This window comes from Vibrio sp. TBV020 (assembly GCF_046056895.1).
GTDB lineage: Bacteria > Pseudomonadota > Gammaproteobacteria > Enterobacterales > Vibrionaceae > Vibrio.
On sequence record NZ_JBEEAQ010000003.1, the window covers coordinates 3,060,930 to 3,072,423 of the forward strand.

Below are 11,494 nucleotides of genomic sequence, written 5' to 3' on the forward strand. Positions count from 1 at the left end.
TCAAATGGTGACGATGACGCCATTTGAGGCATGCCTTACCTAAACTAATTAACGATGTGTTCGCATTTTTCTAACTCGATTTCGCCGGAAAGCAATTTAGGAAGCAGCGTGTCACGTAGATCTGCTAGCGTCTTATTCTCATCACCATGACGCTTAATCAATTTCATATTTGCAGCGTTCAACTCATCGAATTTCTCAAGAATAGAAAGCGGTGGAATAACAAAAGGCATGGTTTGAACAGTTTTGGCTTGTGCTCGTTGACGACCACTAGTACCCGTCATGCTTTGAATAGCAAACTTTCTGAACGGCTCGAATCTTGCCATAAAATAGCTGAAGTATTTGTATCTGTCAGACTTCGAACGCATGACAATGTATTCCGTAGAACCCCAGCCAACCTGTTCATCTTCAAGGAAATCTACGAAAGCAGTTTTACCGTTCTCAAGGCATGGTGTGATACGAGCAAGTAGTGCATCACCATTAACGAACTTAGTTCCACTACCCATTTCTCGGTCATAGATATCTAAAGCAAGGTGACCTGCTGTTGGCATGTTTTTCATATCAAGATACGGAGCCACTGTACCTTTCTTGAGAGTGCGTTTAGGATTGAAGTCCATCAAATCAGATAGCTCTCCAACTTCCCAACCTTCAGGGATCAAACCAAGCTCAGACTCAGCTAGCTTTTCTGGGAATAGCGAGGCAGTTCCCGCATCCATACCCTCTGGTTGCTCGCCATTCATCTTGGCTTTTACTGGGTCGAAGTCGACAAACCATGACTTGAAGATGGCTTGCGCCATTTGTTCTAGAGTTTGGTTTGTTTGAGTATTTAACGTGATTTTTTGGTCGATCGAGTCGAGAACTTTTATAGCTCTATCCTGAGCATCAAAATCAGGTAATTCGATGGCAATACTCTTAAATGCAGAATGATTTAAATCTTTCTGTACTGAGCCTGATGCAATATCGTTGGCTAATGCTTTTATTTTACTTTGAGACAAAAACCAGTACAGAAAATCCTTTCTCACCTTGCTCTCATCAGGTATTACCTTAAAGGAGTTATTGTGTATGACTCCTGCTTGATCTCTAAAAATCAAACCAACCTGACCAGTTCTGGTGTAAATCAAATCCCCTTTAACTGCGAGGCATTTTTTAGGTGCTAATTCTGGATTAACAAACTGGCAATACTGCCTAGAAATTAGATCAGCTATACGTAGAAGCGGTAAACCACTTTCGCTTAGGACATGCTTAGTTTTTACATTGATAGCAAGACCTTGAGAAAGCTCAACAAGATCACCTAAAACATAAGAAGTCGTGTTACAGCTCATAACCCAACCCCGCTAGGTTCTTCTTGATCTCTGCTTCTAGCGTTGCTGACTCGGCAAACTGCTCGCTCAACTTAGCGGTTAGCGCAGCCATCTTCTCACCAAATGGGATGCCATCGTCTAGCTCTTCAGTCGCGCCTACATAGCGCCCCGGAGTGAGTACAAAATCGTGCTTGGTGATTTCTTCAAGGGTTGCTGATTTACAGAAACCCGCTTGGTCTTCATAAGCAATACCATTCACTTCTGCGCCTGTTTTCCATGCATGGTAAAGGTCAGCGACTTTCTGAATATCATCTCGGCTGAAATCACGCAGAACACGGTCTTTCATGTAGCCAAGGTTACGCGCATCAATAAACAGCACTTCACCTTTACGAGCACGCAGTTTGCGACCCGCTTTATCAGTACGAGCAGTCTTGTTCTTGGTTAAGAACCAGATACATGCTGGGATCTGTGTGTTGGTAAACAGTTGTCCGGGTAGCGCCACCATACATTCAATAAGGTCGTTCTCGATAAGCGCTCTACGGATTTCACCTTCATTGTTGGTTGTCGAACTCATCGAGCCGTTTGCCAATAGAAGCGCCTGAGAGCCATCAGGAGCGAGGTGATGAAGCATATGCTGCATCCATGCGAAGTTGGCGTTACCTGCTGGCGGTTGGCCGTATTTGAAGCGAGGATCGTTATCATCAACACCCGTGTTCCACTCTTTCATGTTGAATGGAGGGTTTGCCATGATGAAATCAGCACGCAGATCTGGATGCTGTACATTGGTGTAGGTACTTGCAGGCTCTTTGCCGAAGTCGTAATCAAGACCACGGATCGCCATGTTCATCGCCGCTAGCTGCCACGTCGTGTGGTTATACTCTTGACCATAGATAGAGATTTTTTGCTTCTGAGTTAGTGCATCAACTTTCTTCTCGTTGGCATGACGCTCAATAAATTTCTCTGACTGTACAAAGAAACCACCAGAACCCATTGCAGGGTCATAGACACGGCCTTCAAACGGTTCAATCATCTCAACGATTAGCGTTACGATTGATGCTGGCGTATAGAACTGACCACCTTTTTTACCTTCGGCCAATGCAAACTGACCAAGCATATATTCATATACGTGACCGAGGATGTCTTTACTGTTTAGTGAGTTATGGTCAAAAGGAATCGTTGCAATCAGGTTGATAAGCTCATTTAGCTTAGCCTGATCGATCTTTAAGCCTGAGTATGATTTGTTAAGTACGCCTTTCAGTTTCGGGTTGTCACGCTCGATGCCCTCAAGTGCGTTATCAATTAGGTGACCAACCGAAGTAATCTTTTTGATCTTGCCATCCACTTCAAGATCAGCACCGCCAATAACCAATGGGCCGTTATCTTGTAGAAACTGCCAACGAGACTCCGTAGGCAACCAGAACACGTTTTTCTCTGTGTAGAAGTCACGTTGCTCAAGTTCAATTACGACCTCGGCTGCCAACTCTTCTTCTGAGAAGTCCGCTGGATCTAGGTAGTAATCGTGATCAGGGTTAGCAAGGTCAGCTTTAATCTCATCCTGACGCAGCTTAAATGCATCAGATACGTATTTAACGAAGATTAAGCCAAGTACAGCGTGCTTGTATTGCGCTGCATCGAGAGTGGAACGTAGCTTATCTGCTGCTGTCCAGAGCTTGCTTTCAAGCTCTTTCAGGAATAGTTGTTCTTGTTGGTTCATTTTGATTTTCTTGATTTTGACAAGTTTTCGGCATAATACCACTCAAGAGCTAAAAGTCCTTGATTTACGCCTTTTTATACCCGAACCTTATGAAGTTATAAGCATACTATGGTAACTTGGATCAGAGGTAAACAAGTTGGTCAGAAAAACGTAATTCAACACATTCACTACGCCGAAACCAAGGCTTTTATGACTTACGACAAAACTAATAATTTACGAGCTACTCAGTTACTTCTGGGTCATGCTAAGTTAGCAAGTGTAATTGAAGACATTGAAATTGGGGGCATACTGAAAATTTCGAGCGATTGTAAGATGTAATCATTGCTGATTTTTATCATAGTCCTAAAAGGAGTAAGTATTGCAATTTATACACACAGATTTAGGTAGTCGGAGTAAAGGGGAGCTCGTAGAAGTCTCTTTGACCAATGGAGCTAATGTCCGTCTAATGGATAATAGTAATTTCAATGCTTACAAGAACGGTCGGAAACATCGATATTTTGGCGGACTCGCTAAACGTTCCCCTCTACTTTTAACAATTCCAAGCTCTGGACGTTGGCATCTAGCTATAGACATGCAAGGGCTGCGCGGGAGCACAAAATCAAGTGTTCGAGTTTTACCTGCACCTTTACCTGAATATCGCGAAAAACCTTTATCTGAAGTACCTAGTCTTGTTAGAGACAATATCCCACCTTCTCTCCAGACTAATGATGAAACATATGATGTGTTTATTTCTCATGCTTCAGAAGATAAAGAGCATTTTGTAAGAGATTTCGCTGATGCATTAAAAAAGCATGGTCTGAATGTTTGGTATGATGAAATGACATTAAAAATTGGTGACAGTTTACGACAAAAAATCGATAAAGGACTGGCTAATAGCCGTGTAGGTTTAGTCGTGTTATCACCATCTTTTATCAAAAAAGGGTGGACCAACTACGAGCTTGATGGAATGGTAACTAAATCAATCTCTGGCGAACAAATTTTGTTACCAATCTGGCATAATATTACGAAGCAAGAAGTTGTTGATTTTAGCCCATCGTTAGCAGACAAAGTAGCGAGAAGCACAGCAACGCACACTATTGAAGAGATTTCAGCAGAGATCGCTGAATTGCTAAAAACAAGTTAGCTTTCACCAAATTGTTTTGTAAGGACTTATCATGAAGTGGCAAAAATGGTTAGAAAACTGGGATATGACCTCACTGAAGGTTAACGTTGGATTCTTAGAAATGGATTGGAACCCATCTGAACCAGATAAAGATGCTGCATGGGATATGTATATTGAGCTGCTTACGAGAGTCACTACTCAGTCTTTACCAGCAGAACATGGTGACGAAAGGGGTGCTCTTGACAGCATTTATTCATTATTCGGCACCACCCGAAGCGTGATTAAGTCCCATGGTCGTGATTGCAAAGAATTTACAAAAATAGCAATAATAGTGCTCAATCAGAAGATTAGACCGTTCACCGCAAAGTGGCACAAACTCTCAATTAACGATGCATTCGAAAGTGAAGATAAATGTAAAGAATTCAGAACTGAGCTAACGACACTACAATTCGAACTTACTATTTATGCCAGTATGCTCGCCGAAATGGCAGGTGTTGAGGATATTACAAAGTTGGAGTCTCTTAATGAATAAACATAAGGTTTTTATTAGTTATCATCATCATAATGACCAGCAGTATAAAGAAACGCTGTTAGAGATTAATAAAACTTATGGCATCTTCATCGATGCTTCAGTTGACACTGGCGACATTGACTCGAACCTTTCAGATCAATCTATAAGAACCAAAATTAGAGATGATTATTTGAAAGACTCCACGGTGACAATCTTACTTGTTGGAACCGATACAAAATACAGAAAACATGTGGACTGGGAGTTGTACTCAAGTATGTACGACGGACAAGTTAACAAAAAATCAGGGATTTTGGTTGTAATGCTTCCTTCCACCAATTGCGACAATTTCCGAGCAGCTCATGGTGACAAAGAAAAAGAATTACTTTACCCCCACATTGGTTCGTGGATTAGTATCGACTCAGAGAGCACTCTAAAAGAAAGATACCCTTGCGCACCAAAACGTATTATCGACAATCTAAAGAATAACTCTGCAAATATTTCAGTTGTATCTTGGGAAAAGTTCACAAGCTCTGTTGATATTATGACGAAATTAATCCAGTGGACGTTTGAGGATAGGGCGAATGCAGCATACGACCTAAGCACTCCAATGCGACGCATTAACTCAGGGGCTCTATCTTCTCTGATTTAAAGTAGTCGCAGATAAGGTATGGACCAAAACTCATTAGTACCTAAAGCTCGGTACTTAATTTAGGTACCGTTCATATGGTTCGCTTCGGGGCTCGAATTACACTAGGTCTCTTTTGTCCATACAGCATCACAAATCCATAAGACTCTATGAAAAACAAGACTCAGACAAAAATTCAAAAACAATGGAATGATGCGCTTGATAACGGCTCCATTATTGCTACTAATGAGATCGTCGACTTCGGGTTTAGCTCTCAGGGCCAAGATTACTATGATGCAGCAATGGCCTTACAAAAAAGCAAAGTAACTGGCACTCCCTACTTTGTGCTGTTATCACTATCAATAGAGTGCTACCTAAAGAGTATACGAACCAAAACATACTGGAGCGGCGGTAGAGGTGTGGGTGTTATGCATGAAAAAGGGCATGATTTATTACAACTCTTTTCGAGTTTGAGCAGTAAACACCCCCGTGATGCCCTCTATCTAATCGATCAGTACCAGATTCGCTATAAAAGAAATTTACGTGATGACCTAACAAGAAATGCGAATGTATTTACGAATCAGCGATACCCTTACCAAGCAGATCATTCAATACCGCAACCTGATAGAGGATTCCTCTATCCTAAGCATCCCAAGGAAGTAAAGCTAGACAACCACACATGCGTCGATATCACTGCTTTAGAAGCTACAGCGGCTTTTCTTAATGAAGAGCTAGCTTTTGCTAGTAAAAATTAAATATGTAACTAGGTTTGCTTTTATCCCGAAACGTCGACTCAATAAATAACAACACCTCTGACCGAAAACTAGAAGAAACTAAATGAAACTCAATTGGCAACACCTAATTATTGTTGTGATTTTTTGGGGAGCATTGATTAGCCCCATTACCTTTTATATTTATACCTTTGGCTTTGGCATCTGGGAAAGCAATGATGACTGGGGTCAAATGGGCAGCGCTATTGGAGGTCTTTATACTCCAATTCTCTCTTTATTTACGTTTATGCTCTTAGGTCTTCAATTATATCGACAAAATCAGGTTGATCACCATAACCAAATATCTTGGTTTATAGATCGAAGCCTAAAGGGTGGTGAGAAAGCATTGAAGTACATGGCAGAAATTTCTCAAGAAAAGAACATGGATAATCAAACTGTTATTGATGGTTTACTTTCTATCATCAACAACGGTACGCAGGAAGATGTTGCGTCCTATTTAGGTATGCCCGTCAATCAACGTTTTTTCTCAGCAGCTACTATATATTTCTCAAATCTTGAGGGGTTAAAAGGTTCAAATAACCTTAACGCACAACTCGCTTGTGAGGAGTTGAGGACAGAAGCGGCTATGTTGCTAGGTTACAACATGATGATTATCATTGAGCGAGAAGTCCTACGTGGCATGCTGGCTCATGGCCCATACTTTGACAATGAGTCTTTATCAAGCGAGCGAGAGCCCTAAGTCGCTTCTGTCCCAAAGCTCTAGCACGTTTCTGTCCAGAATAGAAAAAGTACCTTAAGCCTTATACGTCGTTTGTTATGCAATCAGAACTCCAATCTAAAGCGACGAAGTGAACAATTTTACACCAAGTGCATATTCTGAACTAAACTTGCATGGTATCGTTGACTAGAAGTTGGAGGATATTCACATGACTACTGCAAAGAAAAATGCCGATCTAGTGAACTACAATAAGGAAGTTGGTGAAGCGTACCACGTTTCAAGGAACGGAGTTTTGACAGTTAACGTTGAAGATGAGAATTTCAAAAATGAGTTCTTGAAGCAGCTAAGAAAGATTCGTTCAAAAAGAGAGATTCAGCGAAGAGCTCTTCAAGCAAAGGCGGCGGCTGATTCAATAAAAAAGTACGTTGAGGCTTAATGTTCGCTGTACTACTAATCGTAATCCTTACGTCAGGCTATATTTATTCGAGCAAACATCTTCCCTCACGATATAAGATGGCAAAATCAGATGGATGGGACCTATATTTTCAGGTTGCTCGTCGAGGATTTGAGCTATCGATCGGCTCTGCTCTTATATGTGTACTGATTGATTTCTCCGACGTTATTGGCGACGTTTTAAAGAAAACCACTGGATTAATGTATAGACCAGACTTTATACAAATCCCCTTTTCTCATAGCGATCTTAAGCTCTTGGTCTGGGCTGCTTTCACAGTATTTTTTTCCTATGCTGTGGCTTGGATTAAGTCGAGAAAATATAATGTGGACCGAGTTCGTAAGCTTAACATGCTGCAGCATGTTGTAAGAGAAAACCCACTAGAGTCATTTATAACAAAAGCCACATTGTCTTTCGTAAACGACGATGAGGACTCACAAGTAGTGTGTATAACACTCTCCTCAAGAAAGGTTTACATTGGATTCTGTGTCGGCGGTAATAATGTACTTCACGGGAACTTAGAACATGTAGGCATAATCCCGATTAGAAGCGGGTTTCGCGACAAAGATAACCTAAACCTAGTCATCACCAATAATTACGAAAGCTACTTTCTTGAAGAGAATGTACACATTGGTGAGTTTGTCATATTAATACCGACGTCAGAGATAACGTCTTATCAAAACTTTGATTTGGTTGCATATGAAGCTATTCAGCAACTCGAAGGCCCAGAAGAACAGCCTAATTCGGTGAACGATTCTGACGAAGATATAAGAGAGGTTGCATAAAGTCCGATTAAGATTAGAGGTTGGTACAGCTGCATTAAATACGCTTCGACGGTCTCTCATCTCCACCTAAGTAGTGTCGACGTCATTCAATTTAAGACCTAGCTCATTCTACTCAGCTAGCCGTAATCAGGACTCCTGTCGATAATGCCTTGTCTGGTAGGGAAGGAGTTTGCCTGTGAGTGCATTCATATCGCTGTTAAGCCCCCACTTTCTCGCAAGCTTGGAAATGTGATGGTCGTTAGTACGGTGAATGATTAAATCATTTTCTATTCGCTTTATGATACCTTCTATCTCAACATAGCGATTGTCACTAACACAATTGAATCTAATCAGCCGCTCCAACAAATAGCAAGTCACCTGCGCTTCATATCCAGAAACAGACGCCACATCGGGAGTGAACCCTTCGTACCACACAGCTAGGGCTAACAGCTTTAAATCCTCAAAATCAGCATTCATCGGCTCTTGGGAAATCAATCGCTCAAAAGCATCTTGTGGTGGCATCACCGGTTTTCCTTATATCAAGTTCGTTTTAATCCACTCGCTATTGTAAGGCCTGACATACATTCAATTGCTCAATATGTGTAATAGCACCTGTAGTTTAAAAGTCTAACGCGTAGCTAATTTGCTCAAAGGTGTAACCTCTATACTGCATAAACCTTACTTGTTTCGCGTACTCTTTTCTATCTGCCGCTTTTTGGCCTTTAAATTTCTTCTCTGCTGCTTGCCTAGCTAACTCAAACCAATCTTGAGGTTCACACTCAATAGCTTGAGTGACAATCAACTCTGAAACTCGCTTTTGATATAGCTCTTGTTTAACTCGTTGTTCTCCGTGACCTTTATTGACATGCTGACGAATCTGGCTCCTAGCATAGCGTAAGTCGTCTAAGTATCTGTGATCAAGACAGAATCGTATAACTTCTTCTATTTCCTCACTTTCATATCCTTTGAAAGTTAATTTCTGCTGGAGTTCATGTACTCCATGGTCTCGGCGACTTAGTAAGTGAAGGGCGGCATCCTTAGCAGAAAATGAAGAAAGCTTTTGTCGGTACATAGAGCATAAATGAGGTAGATAAGTTAAAGCCCCACTTAAAAAGTAGGGCTTTCGATATAAGGAGGTGTTTAGAATTCTTCTTCAGATGGAATTTCTGTTGACTCATTCTCTTCAACTGCTACTGGAGTCAATAGCAATTCACGTAGTTTACTTTCTATAGCTTGTGCTGCTTCAGGGTTTTCACGTAGGAACTTACCTGCGTTCGCTTTACCTTGACCGATCTTATCGCCATTGTAGCTGTACCATGCACCCGCTTTTTCGATTAGCTTGTGCTTAACACCTAGGTCAATTAGCTCGCCTTCACGGTTGAAGCCTTGGCCATATAGAATTTGTGTTTCAGCTTGCTTAAATGGTGCAGCGATCTTGTTCTTCACAACCTTGATGCGAGTTTCGTTACCGACAACTTCATCACCTTCTTTGATTGAACCAGTACGGCGAATATCAAGACGAACCGATGCGTAGAACTTAAGTGCGTTACCACCCGTTGTTGTTTCTGGGTTACCAAACATCACGCCAATCTTCATACGGATTTGGTTGATGAAGATACACATACAGTTTGATGCTTTGAGATTACCCGTCATTTTTCTCATGCTCTGAGACAGAAGGCGAGCTTGAAGCCCCATGTGACTGTCGCCCATTTCACCTTCAATCTCCGCCTTTGGAGTCAAAGCTGCTACAGAGTCAACAACAATCACATCAACAGCACCAGAGCGAGCTAGAGCATCACAAATCTCCAACGCTTGCTCACCAGTATCAGGCTGAGATACTAAAAGCTCATCAATATTCACCCCTAACTTTCGTGCATAGATAGGGTCAAGAGCATGCTCGGCATCGATGAAAGCACAAGTCTTACCATTCTTTTGAGCAGCAGCAATACATTCAAGAGTTAACGTAGTCTTACCAGACGACTCAGGACCAAAGATTTCAACAATGCGTCCCATTGGTAGACCACCAGCACCAAGTGCAATATCCAGAGATAATGAACCGGTTGATACGGTTTCAACATCCATAGCTCGGTTGTCACCAAGCTTCATGATAGAGCCTTTACCAAATTGCTTTTCGATCTGCCCTAATGCTGCGGCAAGCGCTTTCTGTTTGTTCTCGTCCATTTCTGCCTCAAAATTAATCTGTTCTTTTATGTCTCAATGCATATTCATTTTAGTCTTCTAATCAAATCTAAAGTGAATAAACATTCAAATGTTCTAATTTCTACTTAATAAATAGGTTTAAAAAGAAGTCTTTGAACTTCTAACCTTTAATCTATATTTCTACCTTATACTTAAGCTGCTAATTTCTCTCCGATAAAATGAAGACCCATGTGGCTGTCACCCATTTCGCCTTCGATTTCAGCTTTAGGAGTTAGTGCCGCTACCGAGTCAACTACCATTACGTCGATGGCACCTGAACGTGCTAGCGCGTCACAGATTTCTAGAGCTTGCTCACCTGTATCAGGCTGAGAAACAAGCAACGCATCAATGTCTACACCTAGCTTCTTCGCGTAAACAGGATCAAGAGCGTGCTCAGCATCGATAAATGCACACGTTTTACCTTGTTTTTGCGCAGCTGCAATACATTCAAGGGTAAGCGTTGTTTTACCTGATGATTCTGGACCGTAGATTTCTACGATACGACCCATAGGTAGACCACCAGCACCTAGTGCGATATCAAGAGAAAGTGAACCTGTAGAGATTGTTTCTACATCCATTGCGCGGTTATCACCAAGGCGCATGATTGAGCCTTTACCGAATTGCTTTTCAATCTGACCTAGCGCAGCGGCGAGCGCTTTCTGTTTGTTCTCGTCCATCACTTTCTCCAAATGATTCATCGTGTGCTGATGATTATCAATCTAAACTCTTCTGTTCAGTCTTTTTCTCTGAACAATCAATGAAAGTCATTATACTGTTGATTCATACAGTGTCTATAGCTGTATGGTTTTTTTTTGTTTTTTAATGATATCCATCTGATTTTTCAACATTTAAAATTCAACAGGCTATTTTCAAGCACGACTGGACAGTTCTTCACACAGTACTTTTAGCGCACATTCCACCGCCTTCTCTCTCACCTCTGCCCTATCCCCAGAAAAACAGTGGGTTGACACTTTTTGCCAGCCTTTTTTATCCGCCCAAGCAAAGCAAACTGTACCAACAGGTTTTAATTCGCTTCCTCCTCCAGGGCCAGCAATACCACTGATAGAGACACCAATAGACGCTCTAGAGTTTCTCAGAGCTCCTTGAACCATCTCAATCACTGTTTGCTCACTCACCGCACCGTGTTGATCAAGTGTGGCTGCTTCTACATCAAGCATTTCCATCTTTGCTTCATTGCTATAGGTAATGAAAGCACGGTCAAACCATGCTGAGCTACCAGCGATGTCGGTAATGGCCGCAGCTACGCCACCACCAGTACAAGATTCAGCAGTGGTCATCACTAATTCATATTGCTCGAGGAATTTTCCTAGTTGCTTTGCCTGATTTTGCTTTGATTCCATATTCAAATCCCCTTTTGCAT

General features: G+C 41.6%; 13 protein-coding genes and 1 pseudogene. 7 read left to right on the plus strand and 7 right to left on the minus strand.

From position 1 onward, the window contains the following. Positions 1-44: 44 nt before the first annotated feature. Together AAFX28_RS22015 and AAFX28_RS22020 are read right to left on the minus strand one after the other, a co-directional pair. Positions 45-1,319 (minus strand): restriction endonuclease subunit S, encoded by a 1,275-nt coding sequence (locus AAFX28_RS22015; RefSeq protein WP_408690661.1) that lies wholly within the window; start codon positions 1,317-1,319, stop codon positions 45-47. Further along, complete coding sequence (locus AAFX28_RS22020; protein WP_408690662.1) at positions 1,309-3,012, minus strand: type I restriction-modification system subunit M; 1,704 nt, start codon at positions 3,010-3,012, stop codon at positions 1,309-1,311. The genes AAFX28_RS22015 and AAFX28_RS22020 overlap by 11 nt, the downstream gene beginning before the upstream one ends. Positions 3,013-3,370: 358 nt before the next feature. Between AAFX28_RS22020 and AAFX28_RS22025 the strand changes: the two genes are divergently transcribed. From AAFX28_RS22025 to AAFX28_RS22055, 7 genes are all read left to right on the plus strand, one after another. Continuing rightward, a complete protein-coding gene (locus tag AAFX28_RS22025) occupies positions 3,371-4,135 on the plus strand; it encodes a DUF1883 domain-containing protein (protein WP_408690663.1) in 765 nt (254 codons plus the stop codon). Between the two features lie 31 nt (positions 4,136-4,166). Next, positions 4,167-4,646, plus strand: a complete 480-nt coding sequence (locus AAFX28_RS22030; RefSeq protein ID WP_408690664.1) for a hypothetical protein — start codon at positions 4,167-4,169, stop codon at positions 4,644-4,646. Next, positions 4,639-5,274, plus strand: coding sequence for a TIR domain-containing protein (locus AAFX28_RS22035; protein ID WP_408690665.1), 636 nt, complete (start codon positions 4,639-4,641; stop codon positions 5,272-5,274). The genes AAFX28_RS22030 and AAFX28_RS22035 overlap by 8 nt, the downstream gene beginning before the upstream one ends. A 146-nt stretch (positions 5,275-5,420) precedes the next feature. After that, on the plus strand, positions 5,421-6,005 hold the full coding sequence (locus AAFX28_RS22040; protein WP_408690666.1) for a hypothetical protein: 585 nt from the start codon (positions 5,421-5,423) through the stop codon (positions 6,003-6,005). 82 nt (positions 6,006-6,087) lie between these two features. Beyond that, positions 6,088-6,720, plus strand: coding sequence for a hypothetical protein (locus AAFX28_RS22045; protein ID WP_408690667.1), 633 nt, complete (start codon positions 6,088-6,090; stop codon positions 6,718-6,720). Positions 6,721-6,907: 187 nt separating this feature from the next. Further along, a complete protein-coding gene (locus AAFX28_RS22050; RefSeq protein WP_408690668.1) occupies positions 6,908-7,135 on the plus strand; it encodes a hypothetical protein in 228 nt (75 codons plus the stop codon). Positions 7,136-7,212: 77 nt separating this feature from the next. After that, complete coding sequence (locus tag AAFX28_RS22055) at positions 7,213-7,935, plus strand: hypothetical protein (RefSeq protein ID WP_408690669.1); 723 nt, start codon at positions 7,213-7,215, stop codon at positions 7,933-7,935. A gap of 126 nt (positions 7,936-8,061) precedes the next feature. Here AAFX28_RS22055 and AAFX28_RS22060 read toward each other — a convergent pair whose 3' ends face one another. The 5 genes and pseudogenes from AAFX28_RS22060 to AAFX28_RS22080 all read right to left on the minus strand — a co-directional run bounded on the left by AAFX28_RS22060 (position 8,062) and on the right by AAFX28_RS22080 (position 11,474). Further along, positions 8,062-8,436: a hypothetical protein gene (locus AAFX28_RS22060; protein ID WP_408690670.1), complete on the minus strand. Its 375-nt coding sequence runs from the start codon at positions 8,434-8,436 to the stop codon at positions 8,062-8,064. 97 nt (positions 8,437-8,533) lie between these two features. Beyond that, entirely contained in the window at positions 8,534-8,986 is a 453-nt protein-coding gene (gene recX, locus AAFX28_RS22065; RefSeq protein ID WP_408690671.1) for a recombination regulator RecX, read from the minus strand. Positions 8,987-9,054: 68 nt separating this feature from the next. Next, positions 9,055-10,095: a recombinase RecA gene (recA, locus tag AAFX28_RS22070; RefSeq protein WP_239945067.1), complete on the minus strand. Its 1,041-nt coding sequence runs from the start codon at positions 10,093-10,095 to the stop codon at positions 9,055-9,057. Between the two features lie 200 nt (positions 10,096-10,295). Next, positions 10,296-10,790: pseudogene (locus AAFX28_RS22075) on the minus strand (ATPase domain-containing protein); the annotation flags it as partial. A 192-nt stretch (positions 10,791-10,982) separates the two neighbouring features. Beyond that, positions 10,983-11,474: a CinA family protein gene (locus tag AAFX28_RS22080; RefSeq protein WP_408690672.1), complete on the minus strand. Its 492-nt coding sequence runs from the start codon at positions 11,472-11,474 to the stop codon at positions 10,983-10,985. Positions 11,475-11,494 lie beyond the last annotated feature (20 nt).

Coding starts and splice junctions, on each gene's coding strand:
- AAFX28_RS22015 (WP_408690661.1), bottom strand. CDS start 1,319: ATGAGCTGTAACACGACTTCTTATGTTTTAGGTGATCTTGTTGAGCTT.
- AAFX28_RS22020 (WP_408690662.1), bottom strand. CDS start 3,012: ATGAACCAACAAGAACAACTATTCCTGAAAGAGCTTGAAAGCAAGCTC.
- AAFX28_RS22030 (WP_408690664.1), top strand. CDS start 4,167: ATGAAGTGGCAAAAATGGTTAGAAAACTGGGATATGACCTCACTGAAG.
- AAFX28_RS22035 (WP_408690665.1), top strand. CDS start 4,639: ATGAATAAACATAAGGTTTTTATTAGTTATCATCATCATAATGACCAG.
- AAFX28_RS22040 (WP_408690666.1), top strand. CDS start 5,421: ATGAAAAACAAGACTCAGACAAAAATTCAAAAACAATGGAATGATGCG.
- AAFX28_RS22045 (WP_408690667.1), top strand. CDS start 6,088: ATGAAACTCAATTGGCAACACCTAATTATTGTTGTGATTTTTTGGGGA.
- AAFX28_RS22050 (WP_408690668.1), top strand. CDS start 6,908: ATGACTACTGCAAAGAAAAATGCCGATCTAGTGAACTACAATAAGGAA.
- AAFX28_RS22055 (WP_408690669.1), top strand. CDS start 7,213: ATGGCAAAATCAGATGGATGGGACCTATATTTTCAGGTTGCTCGTCGA.
- AAFX28_RS22060 (WP_408690670.1), bottom strand. CDS start 8,436: ATGCCACCACAAGATGCTTTTGAGCGATTGATTTCCCAAGAGCCGATG.
- recX (WP_408690671.1), bottom strand. CDS start 8,986: ATGTACCGACAAAAGCTTTCTTCATTTTCTGCTAAGGATGCCGCCCTT.
- recA (WP_239945067.1), bottom strand. CDS start 10,095: ATGGACGAGAACAAACAGAAAGCGCTTGCCGCAGCATTAGGGCAGATC.
- AAFX28_RS22080 (WP_408690672.1), bottom strand. CDS start 11,474: ATGGAATCAAAGCAAAATCAGGCAAAGCAACTAGGAAAATTCCTCGAG.